This window comes from Streptomyces sp. GbtcB7, assembly GCF_019091445.1.
GTDB lineage: Bacteria > Actinomycetota > Actinomycetes > Streptomycetales > Streptomycetaceae > Streptomyces > Streptomyces mirabilis.
This window is the reverse complement of the sequence record NZ_JAGXJM010000033.1, coordinates 53,228-71,575: the sequence shown is the minus strand read 5'-3', so window position 1 is coordinate 71,575 and position 18,348 is coordinate 53,228. Positions and strand designations below refer to the sequence as shown.

17 protein-coding genes and 4 pseudogenes are annotated in these 18,348 nt (G+C 67.5%); 8 read left to right on the top strand and 13 right to left on the bottom strand.

Features of this window, described 5'->3' with window-relative positions:
- The first annotated feature begins 230 nt into the window (after window positions 1–230).
- A complete protein-coding gene (locus tag KVT44_RS40820) occupies window positions 231–515 on the top strand; it encodes a hypothetical protein (RefSeq protein WP_217572895.1) in 285 nt (94 codons plus the stop codon).
- 70 nt (window positions 516–585) lie between these two features.
- Window positions 586–923, top strand: a pseudogene (locus tag KVT44_RS40815) (fructosamine kinase family protein); the annotation flags it as partial.
- A 69-nt stretch (window positions 924–992) separates the two neighbouring features.
- Here the strand turns inward: KVT44_RS40815 and KVT44_RS40810 are convergent.
- Window positions 993–1,821 (bottom strand): IS5 family transposase gene (locus KVT44_RS40810; RefSeq protein ID WP_217572982.1). Its coding sequence is split into 2 segments (ribosomal slippage): window positions 993–1,469 and window positions 1,471–1,821, totalling 828 coding nucleotides; the frame shifts between segments, so codons are not numbered across the junction.
- A gap of 36 nt (window positions 1,822–1,857) precedes the next feature.
- Window positions 1,858–2,442: a DinB family protein gene (locus tag KVT44_RS40805; RefSeq protein ID WP_217572893.1), complete on the bottom strand. Its 585-nt coding sequence runs from the start codon at window positions 2,440–2,442 to the stop codon at window positions 1,858–1,860.
- A 5-nt stretch (window positions 2,443–2,447) separates the two neighbouring features.
- On the opposite strand from KVT44_RS40805, the gene KVT44_RS60250 reads away from it, so the two are divergent.
- A complete protein-coding gene (locus KVT44_RS60250) occupies window positions 2,448–2,576 on the top strand; it encodes a hypothetical protein (RefSeq protein WP_302832171.1) in 129 nt (42 codons plus the stop codon).
- A gap of 193 nt (window positions 2,577–2,769) precedes the next feature.
- On the opposite strand, the pseudogene KVT44_RS40800 reads toward KVT44_RS60250, so the two are convergent.
- Window positions 2,770–3,291 (bottom strand): annotated as a pseudogene (locus KVT44_RS40800) (hypothetical protein); the annotation flags it as partial.
- Window positions 3,292–3,565: 274 nt separating this feature from the next.
- Window positions 3,566–4,417 carry a helix-turn-helix transcriptional regulator gene (locus tag KVT44_RS40795; RefSeq protein WP_217572981.1) on the bottom strand — a complete coding sequence of 284 codons (852 nt, stop codon included), beginning with the start codon at window positions 4,415–4,417 and terminating at the stop codon, window positions 3,566–3,568.
- Window positions 4,418–4,587: 170 nt separating this feature from the next.
- Between KVT44_RS40795 and KVT44_RS40790 the strand changes: the two genes are divergently transcribed.
- On the top strand, window positions 4,588–5,457 hold the full coding sequence (locus tag KVT44_RS40790; protein WP_217572892.1) for an SDR family NAD(P)-dependent oxidoreductase: 870 nt from the start codon (window positions 4,588–4,590) through the stop codon (window positions 5,455–5,457).
- A 154-nt stretch (window positions 5,458–5,611) separates the two neighbouring features.
- Here the strand turns inward: KVT44_RS40790 and KVT44_RS58810 are convergent.
- Both KVT44_RS58810 and KVT44_RS40775 read right to left on the bottom strand, forming a co-directional pair.
- Window positions 5,612–6,434, bottom strand: a pseudogene (locus tag KVT44_RS58810) (IS256 family transposase).
- The gene (locus KVT44_RS40775; protein WP_217572889.1) at window positions 6,329–6,907 is read right to left on the bottom strand and encodes a transposase; all 579 of its coding nucleotides are present in this window, start codon (window positions 6,905–6,907) and stop codon (window positions 6,329–6,331) included. The pseudogene KVT44_RS58810 and the gene KVT44_RS40775 overlap by 106 nt, the downstream one beginning before the upstream one ends.
- An 822-nt stretch (window positions 6,908–7,729) precedes the next feature.
- Between KVT44_RS40775 and KVT44_RS40770 the strand changes: the two genes are divergently transcribed.
- The 3 genes and pseudogenes from KVT44_RS40770 (at window position 7,730) to KVT44_RS40760 (ending at window position 11,920) form a co-directional block, all read left to right on the top strand.
- Window positions 7,730–9,328: a diguanylate cyclase gene (locus tag KVT44_RS40770; RefSeq protein ID WP_217572888.1), complete on the top strand. Its 1,599-nt coding sequence runs from the start codon at window positions 7,730–7,732 to the stop codon at window positions 9,326–9,328.
- 673 nt (window positions 9,329–10,001) lie between these two features.
- A pseudogene (locus KVT44_RS40765) lies at window positions 10,002–10,993 on the top strand (RNA-guided endonuclease InsQ/TnpB family protein).
- Window positions 10,994–11,371: 378 nt separating this feature from the next.
- The gene (locus tag KVT44_RS40760) at window positions 11,372–11,920 is read left to right on the top strand and encodes a putative immunity protein (RefSeq protein ID WP_217572887.1); all 549 of its coding nucleotides are present in this window, start codon (window positions 11,372–11,374) and stop codon (window positions 11,918–11,920) included.
- Between the two features lie 35 nt (window positions 11,921–11,955).
- Here the strand turns inward: KVT44_RS40760 and KVT44_RS40755 are convergent, their stop codons facing one another.
- From KVT44_RS40755 to KVT44_RS40740, 4 genes are all read right to left on the bottom strand, one after another.
- Window positions 11,956–12,789 carry a transposase family protein gene (locus tag KVT44_RS40755; RefSeq protein WP_217572886.1) on the bottom strand — a complete coding sequence of 278 codons (834 nt, stop codon included), beginning with the start codon at window positions 12,787–12,789 and terminating at the stop codon, window positions 11,956–11,958.
- A gap of 72 nt (window positions 12,790–12,861) precedes the next feature.
- Window positions 12,862–13,380: a hypothetical protein gene (locus KVT44_RS40750; protein WP_308314243.1), complete on the bottom strand. Its 519-nt coding sequence runs from the start codon at window positions 13,378–13,380 to the stop codon at window positions 12,862–12,864.
- A 4-nt stretch (window positions 13,381–13,384) separates the two neighbouring features.
- The gene (locus tag KVT44_RS40745; RefSeq protein WP_217572884.1) at window positions 13,385–14,116 is read right to left on the bottom strand and encodes a phosphotransferase; all 732 of its coding nucleotides are present in this window, start codon (window positions 14,114–14,116) and stop codon (window positions 13,385–13,387) included.
- A gap of 285 nt (window positions 14,117–14,401) precedes the next feature.
- Window positions 14,402–14,866 (bottom strand): SRPBCC family protein, encoded by a 465-nt coding sequence (locus KVT44_RS40740; protein ID WP_217572882.1) that lies wholly within the window; start codon window positions 14,864–14,866, stop codon window positions 14,402–14,404.
- A gap of 46 nt (window positions 14,867–14,912) precedes the next feature.
- On the opposite strand from KVT44_RS40740, the gene KVT44_RS40735 reads away from it, so the two are divergent.
- A complete protein-coding gene (locus KVT44_RS40735) occupies window positions 14,913–15,521 on the top strand; it encodes a TetR/AcrR family transcriptional regulator (protein WP_308314242.1) in 609 nt (202 codons plus the stop codon).
- A 290-nt stretch (window positions 15,522–15,811) separates the two neighbouring features.
- Here the strand turns inward: KVT44_RS40735 and KVT44_RS40730 are convergent, their stop codons facing one another.
- The 3 genes from KVT44_RS40730 to KVT44_RS40720 all read right to left on the bottom strand — a co-directional run bounded on the left by KVT44_RS40730 (window position 15,812) and on the right by KVT44_RS40720 (window position 18,329).
- Window positions 15,812–16,261 carry a nuclear transport factor 2 family protein gene (locus KVT44_RS40730; protein WP_217572878.1) on the bottom strand — a complete coding sequence of 150 codons (450 nt, stop codon included), beginning with the start codon at window positions 16,259–16,261 and terminating at the stop codon, window positions 15,812–15,814.
- A 386-nt stretch (window positions 16,262–16,647) separates the two neighbouring features.
- A complete protein-coding gene (locus tag KVT44_RS40725; RefSeq protein ID WP_217572876.1) occupies window positions 16,648–16,965 on the bottom strand; it encodes a DUF4387 domain-containing protein in 318 nt (105 codons plus the stop codon).
- Window positions 16,966–16,967: 2 nt separating this feature from the next.
- On the bottom strand, window positions 16,968–18,329 hold the full coding sequence (locus KVT44_RS40720) for an acyclic terpene utilization AtuA family protein (protein WP_217572874.1): 1,362 nt from the start codon (window positions 18,327–18,329) through the stop codon (window positions 16,968–16,970).
- Window positions 18,330–18,348: the final 19 nt, after the last annotated feature.

Here is an 18,348-nt window from a genome sequence, read left to right as displayed (position 1 = left end):
CTGGTGGGCGTGCTACCGAGAGTGCCTTGCTGGAGTCCCGGCTTTCGTGGACGTTTCCGCGCCCGGGGACGTTCTCGACGAACACGTTGCGGTGGGCGCACTCGATCCGCGGCACGGGGGGGAGGGCCCCGTTCCCGGATGCCCACGCCTCGGCGATCCATGAGAGCGACATCGCGGACATCGCTGTGCCGCACATGACCGAGCTGGGCCATGAGTGCAAGGCGTGTTGGTTGAGCGGTCCGGAATCGGTGACGCGGCGGGAGCAGGTCGAGTGCATCTCCGAATCCATCGGCCGCAAGGTCGTCCTGGAGGAGACAACCGCCGAGGAGTACCTGGACGCACTCGGCCGCCGGGGCGACGCGGAGGTGGTCGACACTCTGGTCAGGCATCTGGTCGAGGCCGATGGCCGCCCGGCTCCGGTGCTCACCATGTACCAGGACCTGACAAGCACCGAGGGCCGGACGGCTTCCGGTGTTGCCAGGAGAGCGACGATGGTGACGGCCTGCTGGCAGTGAGGCAGTTGCGGGTCGCGGTCGGCTCCTACGGGTCTCGTTACGCGGTCTGGCGGCAAACGTCTGCATGGGACTGCCCGACCTCGCGGGCCCCGCCGAGCCGCCCGCCCGGCTGCACGGTGACCTCTGGAACGGCAACGTCTTGTAGGGCGCCGACGCCACGTCCGGCTGATCGGCCCGGCCGCGCACGGCGGCCACCGCGAGACCGACCTGGCGATGCTCGCCCTCTTCGGCTGCCCCTACCTGGACCACGTCCTCGACGGCTACCAGCGGGCGGCTCCCTTCGCCGACGGCTGGACGAACCGCGTCGGACTGCACCAGCTCTTCCCTCCGCTGGTGCACGCCGTGCTCTTCGGCCGTGGCCACGCGGAAAAGGGCCTGAAAACGGCTCGGGCGGTGTTCACGCGGTGAGCGCGGGCACCGCCCGGAGCGACGTCAAGGGCGAGGAAAGCGAAGGGACTCATACATTTAGAGGGTGTCTCACGTGGCAAGTTTCGCGAGCTTCTTGTAGCAGGTCAGGGCGGCGGCCAGGCCGAGGAAGGCGAGGAAGTGCGAGCCCTTTCGTTCGTATCGGACGGTGAGGCGGCGGTAGCCGAAGAGCCAGGCGATCGACCGCTCGATCTTCCAGCGGTGCCGACCGAGGCGTTCGCCGGACTCGATGCCGGGCCGCGCGATGCGCGCGACGAGCCCGCGCTCGCGCAGCCAGGCCAGGTGTTCGGCGGAGAAGTACGCGTTGTCCGCGCGGAGTTTGACGGGTCGGCGCCGCCGTGGTCCCCGGCGGGACCGGACGGCGGGTATGCCGCGGATGAGCGGTTTGAGGGCGAGGCGGTCGTGCATGTTCGCGCCGGACACGGCGACGGCGAGCGGGATGCCCTGGGCATCGGACAGCACGTGCAGCTTGCTGCCCTTCTTGCCGCGATCGACCGGGTTCGGCCCGGTCAGCGATCCCCCCTTTTTTGGCGCGAACGGAGGCCGCGTCGACGATCGCCGAGGTCCAGTCCACCTCGCCCCGGGGCCCGAGTTCGTCCAGCACCGCCCAGTGCAGCCGACGCCACAGGCCGGCCTCGGTCCATACCGTGAAGCGGCGATGCGCGGTGGCGGGCGACGTGCCGAACGTCGGCGGCAGATGCCGCCAGGCACAGCCGCTGGTCAGCGCGTACACCACTGCCGGGAACACGGCCCGCTCGTCACACGGAACGGTCCCACCACCTTGCGGACGAGCAGCGAACGACGGCAGCAACGGGGCGGCCAGCTCCCAGAGTTCATCAGGAACCAGACGCTTCGATAGATCAGCACCCACGACCGGCATCATGCCGCACGAACATCAAGTCACGTGAGACAACCTCTAAGCCTTGATTGGTGCGGCCGACCTGGCGGCCTGCTCGATCTTCGCGCAGTAGGCTGCACGGGCTTCCTCGTCGATCTGCTTCTCGTGTTCGGCGCGCAACCCGGTCCGGCCGTCGAGGCCCTCGCGCAGGATATCGGCGTGCCCGGCATGCCGGATGGACTCGCCGAGGACATGGACCATGACGGCGAACAGGTTCGTGTCGGCATAAGGCTCCGGCCACCACGGCACGTGGCCGGGGGCGTCGAGGGGAAGCTCGTTGATCGTCGCGTCCGAGTGTTCCCACGTGCGCCGGTAGAACCCGATGATCTGATCGCGGGTCTCGTCCTCGGTCGCCCACAGGTCGCTGCCGTCGGAGTCCTGCCACCGGGGCAGCGGTTCCGGGGAAGGGCGGTCGAAGACCTCGCCGAAGTACCTGGCCTCGACGGTGGCCACGTGTTTGACCAGGCCGAGGAGGTTGGTCCCGGTCGCTGTCAAAGGTCTGCGGGCGTCGTATTCGGACAAGCCGTCGAGTTTCCAGAGCAGCGCCTCGCGGTCCCGCCGCAGTCTCCCGTGCAGGTTGTCCTTCGCGAATTCATCGATCATGCGGCATGAGCCTGCCATGGGCTGCTCGTGGTCTCAAGATCCCGTACGTGGTCCGCATCGACTGGCAGAGCCGAGGCCTGGCCACGGCCGCCGCCCTGACCTGCTACAAGAAGCTCGCGAAACTTGCCACGTGAGACAACCTCTTAAGCCGCTTTCACGGCGGAGGAGAAGGAAGCCCTTTCATGGCCTCGCCTCAGAGAATGTTATCAGTCGGCTCGGGACAAGTCCTGTGCGTTTTACGGGTGATGACCGTCGGCGCACACACGAAAACTGGGAGGCGCCGCGCGGGCGCCTCCCAGTCGAAGCCGACGGCGAGGAAAGCGAAAGAAGGTCCGTGAGTTCGTCGTCCAGGTCCCGCCCGAGGTGCAGTACGGTCACCCGGTCGCCCGCCGAGGCGATCAGCTCGTCCTGCGCCGCGAGCGTCTCCTCGTAGGTGTGCTGGTAGCGGCCGTACGTGGGGAGGCTGAGCAGGTCCAGCACCCCGTGTGCCAGCTGCGTCAGCACGTTCTCGCGCGACGTGTCGTCGCGGAGCGCCTTCGTCACACACCGCATCCAGAACTCTTCGGTGTCCGGCACGTTCGCTGGGAAGTCGATGAAGTACGAGTTGCGCCGGACGTGGTCGCCCACCATCTCGCTCACGGTGCGCAGCGTCCGCTTGGCGGTGCGCACGACCGCGGCCTCGGACAGCCCCGACAGCCGCTCCAGCAGTTCCGCCGAGAGTTTGAAGCCCACGGATGCCAGCGCCACGTCGAACTGCCGTGCGGCGGTGGCTCCTTCCCCGGCGGAGCCCTTGGGGGAGGAGAGGCGGTGGGTGTGCCGGATGACCAGCGATTCGAGACTGTGCGCCATTGGGGGATGATCGCAGAGGTGTGCGAGCCGGCGCACAGGAGTATTTTTGTACGCGCTCCGACGCCGTGATCACCCCGGCCACGGCGTGATCGTCTTCCCTGCGTCCGGCAGCTACGGGACAGTCCTCACGACCTCGTGCGCGGTTGGTCGTGGCGCGTCGAGGCCTGTGGCGCTGACGGTGTTCACGCTCGAAGGCCAGGGGAGAGGGTGACGGTCTGCTGGTGTGAGAGCAGTCCGGCGACGGCTTGGACGCTCGTCGACGCCGCGCGTGGCGTCACTGGGTGTCGGTGGCGAATTGGTCGGTGCCCAGCACGGTGAGCAGGGCGAGCTTCTCGTGGCTTTCCGTGCCCGGGGTGGCGGTGAATATGAGAAGCGACTGGCCCTGGTCCGGCTCCAGCAGGAGTTGGCAGTAGAGGTCCAGCCGTCCGACCTGGGGATGGACGAACCGTTTGGTCTCGCTCCAGCGCAGGCCCACCTCGTGGCGCTCCCACAACCGGGCGAACTCGTCGCTGGTGCGCAGCAGGAGGTCCGCCAGGTCCGCCGCGGCGGAGCCGGGCCCGTCCCGGGTGACGGCCGCGCGCAGCAGCGCGGCATTGGTCCGGCTGTTGTCGTCGTGCTGCTCGGGGTGGTAGCGCTCACGGGCGGCCGGATCGGTGAACCATCGGTACGTCGCGCTGCGGGCGTTGCCGGTGTACTCGGTCTGGTCGCCGAGCAGTGCCACCGCGGACGGCGTCTGCAGCAACGTCTCGCCCAGCGGGCCCATGACCTGCGCGGTGGTGCCGGCCAAGCCGTCCATGACCCGCATCAGGCCGGGGCTCACATGCTGAAGCCGCAGGTCACGGCGGGCAGTGCGGTAGCCGGCGAGCAGGAACAGGTGATCGCGTTCGTCCGGGGTCAGCCGCAGGCCGCGGGCGATGGCCGCGACCATCTGCTCCGACGGCTGCGGCCCGTCGCCGCGTTCCAGCCGGGCGAAGTAGTCGGCGGACATGGTGCACAGCTCCGCCACCTCCTCGCGGCGCAGGCCAGGAGCGCGTCGGCGTTGCCCACGGCGCAACCCGACGTCCTCCGGTTGCAGCGCCGTACGACGGGTGCGCAGGAAGGCACCCAGGGACGAGCGGTCGAACATATGGTCCATGATCCCCATCCTTGGCCATCCGGCGCGGCTCAGCCACGACCTGCCATTCAGTGGTTGCCCGTGTCCTTCCAGCGCCCGTGGTGCGGCGAGTTCACTGGCGATGCGATCACCGGTCGCCGCAGACCCACAACCGCCAACCACGAACCACGGAGCCAAGTCCCATGACCAGCATGAACAGTTGGACAGCGAACGACCTCCCGGACCTGACCGGCCGTACGGTGGTGATCACCGGTGCCGGCCGTGGCCTCGGCCTGATCACTGCGCGCGAACTCGCCCGTGCCGGTGCCCATGCCGTGCTGGGGGTACGCGACCCCGGCAAGACCCGCCACGCCGTCGCCGACCTGCCCGGCACCTTCGACATCCGACCGCTCGACGTGTCGGACCTGACCTCGGTGCGAGCCTTCGCCGACGCCTGGTCCGGCGACATCGACATCCTCATCAACAACGCAGGCGTGATGGACATCCCCGCCGCGCGCACCGCCGACGGCCTCGATCTGCAGACCACCACCAACTACACCGGCCCCTTCCTGCTGACCACCCTGCTGCTCGACCACATCACCGACCGCGTGGTGCACATCACCAGCGAACTGCACAAGCAGGGCAAGATCGACCTGGACGACCTCGACTGGCGGACGCGCAAGCACAACGGGATGCGCGCCTACGAGGCGTCGAAGCTCGCCGTCGTCCTGTTCTCGCTGGAGCTGCAGCGCCGACTGACCGCCGCCGACAGCCCGGTGCGCTCGGTGCTCGCCAGTCCGGGCATCGCCCGCACCACACTGGCAGCCCACTCCCGGTCGAACGTCATCAACCGGCTCACGTTTCTCACCAACGCCCCGGAGCGCGGAGCGCTGTCGCTGCTCTATGCCGCCACCCAGGACGTCCCCGGCAACTCCTACGTCGGGCCGGACGGCCTCGGCGGCTTCCGGGGCTCCCCGGCGGTCCGCCGACAAGGCAAGGCCGGCCTCGACCCGGCCATGGCCGGCCGGCTGTGGGACGTGACCGCCGACCTCGTCGGGCCGGTCGCCCGATGAGCTACCCGGAGGGTTACCTGAAGGCTTGCCTTGAGGCCGCCAACCACGCCGAGATCTACGTACCGCACGGCTACCCGGAACAGACCGTCGACCTCGGTGAGATCCGGAGGGAGTGTCTGGATCTTTGTGTGAGGCCTGGTGTGGATGATTCCTGTCATTGGTTGGTGACGCGGTCGCCGTAGTAGCTGGCGAGGCTGTTGATGGCCTGCTTCTCGGCGGGTGTCTTGCCGGTGACGTTGGCCCGGTTCTTGATCGGGTTGCGGATGACCAGGTAGAGCACCTTCAATGCCGCGTCGTCGGGGAAGTGGCCGCGTCGCCGCGTTGCTTGCCGGAAGCGGGAGTTGAAGGACTCGATCATGTTGGTGGTGTAGACGACGCGGCGGATCGGGGCCGGGAAGCGCATGAAGACGAACGTGTTCCCAGTTGCGGCGCCAGGTGTCGATCACCGCCGGGTAGCGCTGGCCCCACTCGTCTTCGAAGCGGACGAAGCGCTGCTCGGCCTCGTCGGCGGTCTTGGCTGTGTAGACCTCGCGAAGCTGACGGGCGATGGCGGCCCAGTGCTGCTTGGCCGAGTAGCGCAGGCTGGTGCGCACGAGGTGGACCACGCAGAGCTGGACGTCGGTCTGGGGCCACACGTCGTTGATCGACTCCGGCAGCCCCTTGAGGCCGTCGCAGCAGGTGACCAGGACGTCCCCAACGCCGCGGTTGCTTAGTTCGGTCAGCCAGGTCATCCACTGCTTGGCGCCCTCGCCGCCGGTGCCGACCCACATCCCGAGCACGTCGCGGTCCCCATCGAGGTCGATGCCGACCGCGATGTAGACCGGCTTGTTCGCGACCGCGCCGTCGCGGATCTTGATGTAGATGCAGTCGATCAGCAGCACCGCGTAGACGCGGTCCAGCGGCCGGGTGCGCCAGGCGGCCAGGTCCTGGGCGACCTGGGCAGTGGCGCGGGAGACCAGGTCGCGGGAGACCTCCACGTCGTAGACCTCCGCGAGGTGGGCCGGGTCTCCCCGGTGGTCAGGCCCTTCGCGTACAGGGAGACGATGGTCTCGGTGAAGCCCTCGACGCGGCGGGCGTGCTTGGGCACGATCTGTGGCGTGAACGATCCCGCGCGGTAGTGGGGGATGTCGATGGTCACCGGCCCCACCTGGGAGAGCACGGTCTTGTGGCTGGTGCCGTTGCGGTGGTTGCCCGACCCCGCGTCGGCCGGGTCTCCTTTCTCGTAGCCCAGGTGCTCGGCCATCTCGGCCTCCAGCGCACCCTCCAGGACCAGCTTCACCAGCCCGGTGAGCAGACCGCTCTCGCCCACGAACTGGAGCCCGTCCCGTCGGGCCCGTTCCACCAACTCCTCGGCCAAATCCCGGTTCTTCTCAGCGATCCGCGCCAACTCCGCCCCCGTCCGCACCTGGTGCTCGCTTTCAACGGGGCCCGGTTCGTCCTTGCTGCCCATCTGTGATCCTTCCTGGCAGAGAACCCATCTCATGCCAACTCGGGTCACACCAGGCCAGACACGCAAACTTCAGGACAGTCCCCCATGTAGTGCACCCACGAGTAGGACGCGGAGAAGCCTGGCCTGTCTGGGGAGGCGAAAGGGGCGGCCACCCGCGCGGGCTTCGTGTCCTCCCCCGGCTGCTCGCCGTCGAGTCAGGACGAGGCCACAAGGCAACGTTTCCGCAGCGAGGCCCAGGCCACTGTCCGTCTGAATCATCCCCATGCGGTTGCCATGTACAACGTCAAGTCCCGTTAGAGCGAAACCTGCGCGTCTTCCTTACCAGAGGCGGGGCGTCGGCGCACAACTGGCGTCGTTATTTCAGGTGACGCCTCAAGCCACCGCGAGGGCTTGGGCGCCAGATGCTCATAGCCTCTTATCGCACTCGAGTATTTCCGGAAGCGTGCGTCTGCTTTTCTGGGCTCGATCACCGAAAAGGGGGGCGTGATGCTGGCGTTGGTCGGTCGAGACGGTTTGCTTCACGCCGCCCGCATCGGCAGGCTTTATGTGGCGGGCGTGGGCAAGGCCTTGGGTGTGGGCCTTGCGGTTGCCGCCGCCGTCGGCGGGGGTCTGACAGCGTCCGTGCTCCCGGCCGGCGTAGGAGTGCCGGCTGCGCACGGAGTAGCCGCCCTTTCTCTCCTTGCGCGGGCCCGGACAACCGCCGAAAGGGTGCGTCTTCGCCTGAGGCTGTTCGCTGTTTCGGCCGCAGCAGGCGGCCTTCACCACTTCGTCGTAAGTCAGCCCTCGTCGGCGACAGGGCACTCTGCTGGTGTCCTCCGTTCCATGGTTCAGGGCCTGGGGGCCGCCGGGATCGCCGTGTGTCTGGGGCTGGGTGTGGCCGGACTGGTGATGGCAGCAGCGGACAGCGGCACGAACCTGATGTGGTTACGGCGGGTCCTGGACGGATGGATGATCGCAGGGTCGCTGCTCACTCTGTGCTGGGTGCTTCTGCTGCATCGCGCCGATCAAGGCGGTGACGTGACGGCATCGGTGCTGGGTCTCGCACGTGTGGTGACGGACATCCTTGTCTTGGGTCTCGTGGTCGCCCTCTGCTTCTGCGTTGAACCCGGGAAGCGCACAGCGACCACTGTGGCGACTGTGGCCCTTGTTGTCCTGGCTGTCGGCGACATGCTGCGCATCCTCTTGCCGGTGCCGGGCACCTGGTACGGGGTCCCTCTGGCGGCGACCTGCTCGATGACAGGGTTGCTCCTGGTCGCTGCCGTGCCGTGGATGCCGGGGGGTGTCAGCGTCGTGGGGGTCGGTGAGCGGGTGCTGCCTGTCGTCGGGGTGGTGGCAGGCTTTGTGCCTGTGGTCGTCTGCCTGCTCGCCATGGGGGCGCACGTGTTGGCCGGTGGCCGCACCGATGCGGTGATGATGGCCCTGGCAGGTACGGTGCTTCTCGGGTTCGGTGTCCGGCAAGGCATCGTTCAGGCCGACCACCTGCGTATCACGCGAGAGGTCGTCGCCCGTGAGGCCCATTACCGCACCCTGGTCGACGGCTTGTCCGACGTGATCACCGTCCTCAGTCTGGACGGCCGTGTGCTCTACGTCAGTCCGGCCGCCCGTCACGTTTTCGGCCACAGGCCGGAGGATCTCGTAGGCGCTCGTTTGCCCCTGTATACCCACCCGGACGACGCGACGCCGCTGATGCAAGCCGTTGAGAGGCTGCGGCAGGAAGCCGAGCCAGGCGACCGCGGCCCGGGCCGCCACGTGTTCTGCCGCGTCCGGGCCGCTGACGGGGGATGGCGCCATGTCGAGTCGACGATCAGCCTCCACCCTGAGGGACTGATCTTCAGCAGCCGCGATGTGACCGAGCGGGTCGCACTGCAGGCGCAGCTCGAACGCCGTGCCTTCCACGACGCGTTGACCGGCCTGCCCAACCGTGCGTTGTTCACCGACCGAGTCGCCCACGCACTACGGAAGGGGACCGTCGGCACGACTCCGCCGGCAGTGCTGTTCCTGGACCTGGACGGCTCCAAGGCCGTCAACGATTCGGCCGGACACGCCATGGGCGATGCCCTGCTCATTCAGGCTGCCCGTCGGCTCCAGGCATCCGTGCGGGCTGGCGACACCGTCGCCCGCCCCGGCGGCGATGAGTTCACCGCACTCCTGGAAGGAGAGGCAGGGGCATGCCCTCCTCCAGCCAGAGAAGTAGCTGAACGGATTTTGTCCGCCCTGACCAAGCCGTATCGCATCGGCAGCACTGACGCGGTGGTCTCGGCTTCCATCGGCATCGCGGTCGCCATGCCAGGCATCACACCCGAGGACCTTCTGGATCACGCCGACCAGGCCATGTACGAGGCCAAAAGCGCGGGTAAGGGCCGCATCCGCATGCACCACCCGGCGTCACAGGACGTCTGCAGCGGCATGCTGAACCACTGACGACGCGACGCACGTGCATCCACTCTGATCCCCTTCACCATCAGTCATGTATTCCGGTACGCCCCGTTTCATATGGAGTCGGCGGTAGGCCCCGGGGCGGTTCAGCAAAGCCTGGCAGGTAGGTGGACGGGGTGCACTCGACATGCTGGCTGCACGCTGCCCCCGTGGCGAAGCAAGTCGTCGTCCTCGCTGCGCGGGCGCAGCGAGAAGCCGAACTCCCGAGGCTCGGGGGTCCGTTCAAGCAGGAGCTCGGCTGTTCCGCAGGCGGGATGCCGCTGCGCACCCACGCACAAGTGCCGTTACGTACGAATGCTTCCGCGGCCGCAAGTGTCTGGCGCGTGGAAGCCTTCCGGACCCGGCTACTCGACGTCCGCCGCGTTGATCTCCGGGGCGGGTGCGTGGAGGGTGTTACTCACTGATCTTGATCTGCGTGCCGGAAGGCACTTCGCCGTCGAGGTACAGCGAGTCCTCGGTCGGCACCAGGTTGCCTCCTACTGGCCAAATCCACTTGGGGCAGCAGCACTTGGTGCAGGTCCGTCAGACGAGCGTCCGTGAACAACCTTGTGCGACCTTGGTCACGAAGACCAAGTGAACGTGCATCATGAAAGCACAGGGCTGGCCAGTTCTGATCTTCTGTATCTCGCCCATAACCCAAGTATGTATCGTGGCCGCCATGCAGCTTCGGTACAGCTTCCGCCTGTACCCGGACATCGGTCAGCGCACCGCCCTGGCCCAGGCGTTCGGGTGTGCCCGCGTCGTGTTCAACGACGCGGGCACACCCGTGAGGACGCCAGTCGATCCGGTTCACCGCCAATGCCCGCTGGTCGATCACCGGTAGCGGGCGGCTGAACCTGCCGAAGATCGGTGCGGTGAAGGTGAAGTGGTCCAGGGCCCTGCCCACTGCCCCCTACCTCCGGCACCGTGATCAAAGACGCGGCCGGACGGTACTTCGCGTCCTTCGTCATCGACACGGACCCGGCCGACGATGCCCACCGGATGCCCGACAGCGACCAGACGGTCGGCATCGACCTGGGCCTGACCCACTTCGCCGTCCTGTCCGACGGCACGAAGGTCGACTCCCCGCGGTTCCTACGCCGTGCGGAGAAGAAACTCAAGCGCGCCCAGCGGGACCTGTCCCGCAAACAGAAAGGCTCGAAGGACCGGGAGAAGGCCCGCCTGAAGGCCGCCCGCGCCCATGCGCAAGTGGAAGATGCGCGCCGCGAGTTCCACCACCAGCTCTCCACGAAGCTGATCCGCGAGAACCAAGCGATCGGTGTGGAGGACCTGGCGGTCAAGGGACTGGCGCGCACCAGGCTGGCCAAGAGCGTGCAGGACGCGGGCTGGGCACGGTTCGTGGCCATGCTGGAGTACAAGGCGGTCAGGTACGGGCGCGCCCTGGTGAAGATCGGCAGGTTCGAGCCGACCTCCCAGACCTGTTCCGCCTGCGGCGTCAAGGACGGCCCCAAACCTCTCCACGTCAGGGAGTGGACCTGCCCCGCGTGCGGCACGGTCCATGACCGGGACCACAATGCCGCGAGGAACGTGAAAACGGCCGCCGGACTGGCGGTCGCAGCCTGTGGAGCGCAGGCAAGACCAGGACTCGTCCTGGCACAGCGCGACGAAGCAGGAAGCCATGGATTCTCCCCCGAACCCCGTGCCGCGTAGCGGCACAGCAACGGACGAGAAGGCCAGAATTCTCGGGCTTCAGCCCGAGGAGCAAGTCAACAGACGCCTGCAGCCACCGCATCGGGAGGAAGCGGCTCGAGACCTGGCTCCGCAATCGCCAGGTTGCCAGGCCTGACCGGGTCCCCGCGACGGCCGACCAGGCCGCCGGACGACGGTACACGAGTTCGTCTGTCAGCGGTCGGCTGCTCGTCTTCCGTTCGCTGTGGCCGGGCGGCCTTCTACGAGCCGGTGAATGCTCGCGTCCCGAGCCGGTTCAGCGGTTCGGCGATCCGGTCAGCTTGGGAGCCAGTCGGCATATGAAGCCCGGAGCCGTCCCTACCAACTAGCGGTCCGGCGCAATCGTGGAAGATGGAACCCATGACAGGGGACGCGAGCGAGATCGTTCTGAGCAAGCAGGACCTTCGTGAGATCGCCGCGTTCGCTGCGGCCTGTGCTGAGGCGGCGCTTGAGGTATTCGAGGCCGATCAGCCGGACAACTCGCGGCCTCGAGACGCGATCAGTGCCGCGTGGGAGTTCGCCCGGGGCGGCGAACGCGGGAAGTCTCTGCGCGACACGGCATCGGCGGCCCTCAAAGCGGCCAAGGGCGCGGATACTGCGGCTGCCCGAGAGGCAGCGTGGGCTGCGATGTCTGCGGCAGGCGCCGCCTACCTGCATCCGTTGGCCAAGGCCACCCAGGTCAAGCACATCCTCGGAGCTGGCGCTTACGCGGCCAGAGCGGCCGAACTCGTCGACGGCGACGATCGGAGCGTTGGTGCCGAAAGTATCGAGCAGACGGTGCATCGTGCGACACCAGTCGTCATTGACGTGCTCAAACGCTTCCCGGCGGCGCCGAGTGGCGGCGGACGGGTTGGTGAGTTGATCCGCATGCTGGACGCTGACCTTCGTTCACTCACCATCGCTGAGTGACTTTCAGCGTCCAGGCGGAGCGGGCCTCACATCCGTCAGCGGTTGACTTCGAGGTTCGTCAGGACAAGCAGGGCGCGCAGGAGGCGGGTCGCGTGGGCGGGGTCGGTGCGGAGCTTGGTGAGGGGCCGCCAGTTTTTGAGGTGGCCGAAGCCGTGCTCGACCGGTGCGCGCCCGACGGCGAGGACGCGGTTGGCTTCCTTCTGGCCTGGGGTGAGTTTGTGGGTGCGGCTGGCGTGAAAGCCGGTGACGATCACGGGGTCGAGTACGTCGTTGTCCAGGCCGCGGAAGCCGAGGTCCGCGAGGGCGCCTAGGCCGGCGGCGCGCAGGTGGGCCAGGATGTGGTCGTGGCGGGCGGCGGTGATGTCGTGGGTGCGGCCGGGCCGGGCAGCGGATATCCAGATCAGGCGGCCCTGCTCGTCTGTCAGCGCAAGGAAGTGGAGGCCGTGACGGCGATGCTTGCCGGAGTAGTTGCGGCGGTCGTCCTTTCCGGTGCGGCGCTGGGTGGGGATGAGGGTGCCATCGTTCAGGACCACCTCCCCGCCTTGCTTGGCGACCTTCTTCAGGGCGTGGTACAGACGTGGGGCCTGCGCGGCGAGCAGGGTGATCAGCTCGTCGCGCCAGCGGCGGACGGTGGATTCGGACACGTTGTTACCGTCGGCTATGTCGGCCAGGCGCTGGTCGTGGCGCAGCACGGCCAGGACGATCACCGCGATCCGTCCGGGCGGCAGGATCCGCCACCGGGACCGTATCGCCTTCAGGTGGCGCCGCAGCAGATCGGCGAGGTGGTTGACAGTGCGCGTGGACAGCGGCAGACGGCACTGGTAGACAAGCGGGCAGGGTTCCTCGGCGCGCTTTTGGGCATTCGTCACACAATTCCAACGGCCGCCGGGGGTACCCCGGTTACGCCCGTGCCGAGCCACTCCGAGTGGCGGTGTTCCTGGTCACAGGCGGGTGGTGAACCGGCCGTCGGGCAGCTTCCGCAGCCAGCCGCGATCGACGAGTCTGACCAGCCTCCCGCGCAGCGGTTCCAGTTTGGCCCGAACGCTGACGTCGACGCCCAACATCTCGCCGACCTGCCGGGCCATGACCGATCCGGCGGCCTGCCGCACGGCGGCAACGATGCGCTGGTAGTCGGGCGGGAGCATGGTCTCCTCAACGTCCGGCGTACGGTGCGGAATCAGCATCACCGCGCAACCGCCGCCCACCTGCCCAGGTCCAAGGCCGGCCGACTCTCGTTCGTTGGCGAGCTGCTCGCTCACCCGCTCAAAGACCCGTTCGGCGACGGCGAGTTCGTCCCGCTCGGCCCGCACCTCCGCCAGCTGCTTGGCCAGCTGTTCTTCGAGTTCGTCCAGTTCCGCGCGCCGCGCGGTGATCCGCGGGATCCAGCATGCGCCGGATCGTAGGAGGCCGTCCGACCGCCACGGGCAGGAACCGGTGAACCGACCGCGGCCGTTGCCCACGCGCTCACTGCACTGAGCGTTCCAATGCATCTCGATGATCGGAAACCCACTGATAGGCCGACTGAACTTGCCTCACTGCCCCTGCGTCACGGAGCCGGGCCATGGCGAGGTCACCCGCATCGGCCTGGGTCTCGATGCCCCGCCAGCACCGATCCTGCCACCACAAGATCGTGGACACGAGACGTTGCCGGTCAGGCAACTCGTAGCTGTCAACGATCAGCCTCATCCGTCGGGCTGCCTTCTCGACGTCGGTGACCGAAGGGCCCAGACCGAGGTACTGCCAGCAGACATGAGCGATGTCGTGGATCCGCGCGCCCGGTGCCGCAAGGTCCCAGTCGATGAATGCCACTGGCCGAATCTCGCCACCGCACAGCTGATAGACCGTGTTCTTGGGCGACAGGTCGCTGTGACACACGACCTCTTGATCTCCGGCCAGCGGGGTGCCGGCCGTCAGGTCATGGAACTCACGCACGAGCCGGGCGACCGTCACCAAACTCTCGTCCGATGACACAGCAGCAGGTTGTCGCGGCTCCCATGCCACGTGGCCATCGAGGTAACTGAGGACTTCACGGCCCTCGTCGTCCACACCGAGATACCGCGGAGCACCACCCCAGCCACTGGCTTCAAGCAACCTCAGCAGATCACCCACGAACTTCGCCGAAGCTGGACGACGCACCGTGTCCCCGACACGAACGACCGCATTGACGAAACCTCCGGGCAAGAACGACTCAGGCATCCATCCACCCTGCCTGATCACTACCTCTAACGCTCATAACTTGTCCCGACGCTTGATCCGCCCCAAGACACCCCGCCAGATGATTTACTCCGCAGACTCCCGCCCACGACCAGCGCGAGTACCCCGACAGACGAGCACACCAGCCCTTTGACCTGCGACGTCAAGTTGGCGGGGGCTCGCTGTGCCGCCTCGGACGAACAGCCCGCGGATTCCGTGAGACACCAACTGGCTGCCGCCAAGGGCCCCGGGTCCGGCGTCGGGCAGGAGAGCCGACATGTGCCGACGTCAGGATCCGGCAGCGGACACATGGCGAGCCAACTCGGTGGCCAGGCGTCGCATGACCGTGCGGTTGGCGCGTCGTATCGTGGCCCGAACGACGGGTCCCAGCAGACGGTCGGCGAGCGGGACGCGCGCCCAGGCGTACGTGAACGACACGTGACTCCCGCCGGTCCGCAGCGGTTCGATGGTGTAGGTGCCCTGGGCCAGGCGTCGGCCGGCCGCGCTGACGTTCCGTTCGACGATGCGCCGCGGCGGGTCGGCCTCGACGACCTCGATGGTGACGTCGGTCTTCACGCCGCCCAGCGCGGCTGTGACCGTGGCGCACGATCCGATGCCCCGGCCGGGGCCGCTGTAGCGCCATCCGGTCAGGTAGTGGTTGGTGAATCGCTCGTGGTGAGCCATGACATCGAGGAAGTCGTAGACCTGCTCGGGCGTCTGCGGTACGTCGATCGACACGGTGACAGACTTCATGTACCACACGGTACACAGGGCATGTACCAATTGGTACACTCGTGACGTGGTGAATACGAACGGCCCACATCCTGGGGGCGAGGCAGTGCCCGGCACGGACGGGGACCGGCGCGCTCAATTGGTGAACGCGGCCGTCGACTACGTCGCGGCACACGGCATCACAGACCTGAGCCTGCGCGGCCTGGGCGCCGCGATCGGCGTCAGTCACCGCATGCTGATCCACTATTTCGGCTCCAAGGAACACCTGCTCGTCGAGATCGTCCGGACGTCGGAGCGGCGCCAGCGTGATCTGCTGTCCCGGCTCCGCCTGGAACCCGGTCTCTCACCCGCCGATGCTGCGCGGCTCCTCTGGCAGCAGCTGACGGACCCTCGACTGGCCGGTCAGGAGCGGCTCTTCTTCGAAATCTACGGGCACGCGCTGCGGGGCCGCCCCGAGGCTGCCCCGCTCCTCGAAGGGCTCGTGAACGACTGGCTGGAGCCGCTCGTGGCCGCCGAGGTCGCCGCAGGGGCGGACCCTGCCATGGCCCGGAACCGCGCCAGGCTGGGACTCGCCACCGTCCGCGGTCTGCTGCTCGACCTGCTCGCCACCGGTGACCGCGCCGGCGTCAACGCGGCCATGGAGGACTTCCTCCAGCTGTACTACGGCTCGAAGTGACGGAGTCGCCGATGAAGCCGAGCGGCCGGGCCGGACGGCGACCACTGTTCGAACAAGGGTCGCCGAGGTAGACGTACGCCCTGACCTGCTTCGCAGGCTTTTCGAGACGCCTTCGAAGTGTCTGGAGAACCATCGGGTTTCATCTCGTAGTTCCAGTCCGCGCCGGTGGGCAGTTCTGGTACGGACTGGGCGGCGGAGAGGGGCCAGTCCACCCGGCCGGCCTGCGGCGAAGCCGGCGGTGGTGCGCGTCGCTGTGCTCAGACCTGCTGGGGTGCCGGGTGGGCTGGTCACTAATCCTCAACCGGGCGGGGCGGTGAGCCGGCCAGCGGCGAGGAGTCTTCGTATCGGACCTCGTAAACGCGCTCGGCGAACTTCCAGCCGTTGCCGGTGCGCTGGTAACGGTCATGGTAGATGGCGTAGTTCAGCCCTCCGCGGCCGTCGCGGCCACGCCCGACCTCTGACATATACGCGCGGCCTGACGCGGTGTCGCCGTCAAGCTGGATCACGCCCGGGTGCGTATTCTGCACAAGAAAGTCCACAACATCCGGCACCCGCCTGCCCCAGGCGCGGATCGGCTCCTGCCCTTCGAGTTCAACGGGGATGTTGGGCATACGCCATACGCCGTCCGGTGTGAACAGCAAAGCGATACGGTCGTAGTCGCGCATCATCACCGCGTCGGTGAACTCACCGCGCAGCGCCTCGATCTCGACGCGATCCGCGATGGCCTGAAAGTCACTCATCGATTTCCTCCTCATCGCCTTGAAATCGGTGCACGAACGACACCGGTCCGCCCTGAGACGGAAGCCTCCACGTCGGCGGTACAGCCGGTGCCGCCAAGCGTCTCCTGGTCTCCTGCTCGCTGGATGGTGTGTTCGTCTCAGCAGTACGACGACACGGTCCTCCGGAATGTGACACGGCCCCGCTCAGAGGGCACCGCAATGAGGATCTGCCGGCACGAACGAGTGGTGTCTCATTCTCAGACCGGTGTCATTTCCTCACCGGCCGATGGCTCCGAACACCAGGTCTCGCGACGAGGGTTCGGGCCGGCACGACACACGTCGGCTGGTCCAGAGCCAAGGCTTCGGCGACCTCGCTCGGCATGCGCCTGTTCGTATGATGCACGGGCTCAGGGGAGTTCGGGCAGTTGGAGTTCCATCAGTGGGGCGTACTGCTGGCCGGCGTAGCAGTCGCCGTCGTGCTGGTCGCCTTGTACAGAGGGGCGTGGCAGGGAGACTTTGACCGCGAGGGCGCCGGGGTGGTTGACCACCAGGATCTCGTTCTCGCTGGTGTTGAACAGTCCGGCGAACAGGGCCCGGTTGAGGATTCCGGCGTTGGTGAGTGCCTCGTAGGTGTGTTGGTCGTGGCACATGAAGTCGAAGGTGAGGGTGAAGGGTCCGGCGTTCTTGGAGCGGACGAGGGAGCAGTAGTCGAGCAGCGTGGCCATGGTCAGACCTCTTCGGTGGCGGTGCGGAACAGTTCGGTGGGAGTGACGCCGGTGGCGACGTGGTTGAGGGTGAAGCGGTAGAGCGGGCCGCGGTCCATTTCGGGCGGCGAATAGGGGTAGGCGAGGGTGGAGACCAGGCCGTCGTACTCGGGAATGGGCAGGTGCGAGGAGGCGTGGGCGACGAACGTGGAGATCGCGTGGGCGGTGCCCTGATCGGGCGCGGTGATGGTGATCAGCACGCCGAGTTCCTGGGGCTGCAGGGGGGTGGGTTCGGTGCCGGTCAGGACCGTCCCGGTGCCGTAGAGGCGGTAGTTGATGTCGGTGGTGTCCGGGTCGACCCGGCCGTCGAACACGTCGAGGATCTTGGCGTCGAAGTACTTCTTGGCCATGGGCAGGAGCTCGGGGAGGCGCTCGATGACGACCTTGTCGCGGACGCCGCCGACGATGACGGTCTGGTAGCCGACGAGTTCGGCGCCTTCGAGCTTGTTGGTGTAGCCGTCGGCCTCGATGTAGCGGGAGCCGCGGACGCGTACGGTCCGTTCGTCGACGGCCTCGTAGGTGGCGTGGGTGGTGTCGAGGGTGCCGGAGGGCTCGGTGATGTGGAACGGGTCGGCGTTCTCGTACAGCGTGTGGGCGGCGACTGAACGAGGGGTGAGGCGGCTGCCGTCGGCGAGCGTGGTGACGTCGAAGTGGTCGTCGCGCAAGGTCACCAGGAGTCCGTTGGCATCGGGCGGGATCGCGCAGGCGGCGCCGCATTCGATGGTCTTGGCCATGTGCCAGGTGAGGCCGGGGTCGGCGCCGTTCAGGTGGGGCAGGGCGGCGAACAGCGCGGTGTCGCTGGCCCGTCCGGCCAGGATGACGTCGTAGCCGTCGCGCAGGAGCTCTTGGATGGGCTCGACGCCCATCATGGCGACGGTGTGGCTGCGTTCGAACAACTTCCGTTCGATGACAGGGGCGTTGGCGAGCGGCCGGATGCGGCCCTGGTCGTACAGGTGCTGGAGGCGCTCTGCCGGTTGGTCGCTGTAGATGAGGCCGAGTTTGAAGTGCAGGTTGTCCTCGGCGGCGATAGTTCGAGCCAGGCCGGCGACCCAGTCGACGCCATCGTCGCGTCCGCTGGTGCCGCATGAGCCGATGATCAGCGGCACTTGGAGGGTGTCGCGGGCTTGGAGGAGCAGGCGCAGGTCGCGCGTGACGGCCTGGGCGGAGAGCTTGGGGGTCCCGGAGCCGAGCGCCGCGGGGCCGGAGTCGGTGGAGCCGGCATCGCAGGCGATCACGTGCGGGCCGGCGGCTACACCGCGCTCGAGGGCGGCTGTGTCGAAGCCGGCACCGAGGGCTCCGGTCGGGGCGAGGATACGCATGTCCATAAGGGCGACTTTCTTCTGT

Excerpts from the sequence above, each read along its gene's own strand:
- KVT44_RS40805 (WP_217572893.1), bottom strand. The coding sequence starts at position 2,442 with ATGATCGATGAATTCGCGAAGGACAACCTGCACGGGAGACTGCGGCGG.
- KVT44_RS60250 (WP_302832171.1), top strand. The coding sequence starts at position 2,448 with ATGAGCCTGCCATGGGCTGCTCGTGGTCTCAAGATCCCGTACGTGGTC.
- KVT44_RS40795 (WP_217572981.1), bottom strand. The coding sequence starts at position 4,417 with ATGTTCGACCGCTCGTCCCTGGGTGCCTTCCTGCGCACCCGTCGTACG.
- KVT44_RS40790 (WP_217572892.1), top strand. The coding sequence starts at position 4,588 with ATGACCAGCATGAACAGTTGGACAGCGAACGACCTCCCGGACCTGACC.
- KVT44_RS40775 (WP_217572889.1), bottom strand. The coding sequence starts at position 6,907 with ATGGGCAGCAAGGACGAACCGGGCCCCGTTGAAAGCGAGCACCAGGTG.
- KVT44_RS40770 (WP_217572888.1), top strand. The coding sequence starts at position 7,730 with ATGGTTCAGGGCCTGGGGGCCGCCGGGATCGCCGTGTGTCTGGGGCTG.
- KVT44_RS40760 (WP_217572887.1), top strand. The coding sequence starts at position 11,372 with ATGACAGGGGACGCGAGCGAGATCGTTCTGAGCAAGCAGGACCTTCGT.
- KVT44_RS40745 (WP_217572884.1), bottom strand. The coding sequence starts at position 14,116 with ATGCCTGAGTCGTTCTTGCCCGGAGGTTTCGTCAATGCGGTCGTTCGT.
- KVT44_RS40740 (WP_217572882.1), bottom strand. The coding sequence starts at position 14,866 with ATGAAGTCTGTCACCGTGTCGATCGACGTACCGCAGACGCCCGAGCAG.
- KVT44_RS40730 (WP_217572878.1), bottom strand. The coding sequence starts at position 16,261 with ATGAGTGACTTTCAGGCCATCGCGGATCGCGTCGAGATCGAGGCGCTG.
- KVT44_RS40725 (WP_217572876.1), bottom strand. The coding sequence starts at position 16,965 with ATGGCCACGCTGCTCGACTACTGCTCCCTCGTCCGCTCCAAGAACGCC.
- KVT44_RS40720 (WP_217572874.1), bottom strand. The coding sequence starts at position 18,329 with ATGGACATGCGTATCCTCGCCCCGACCGGAGCCCTCGGTGCCGGCTTC.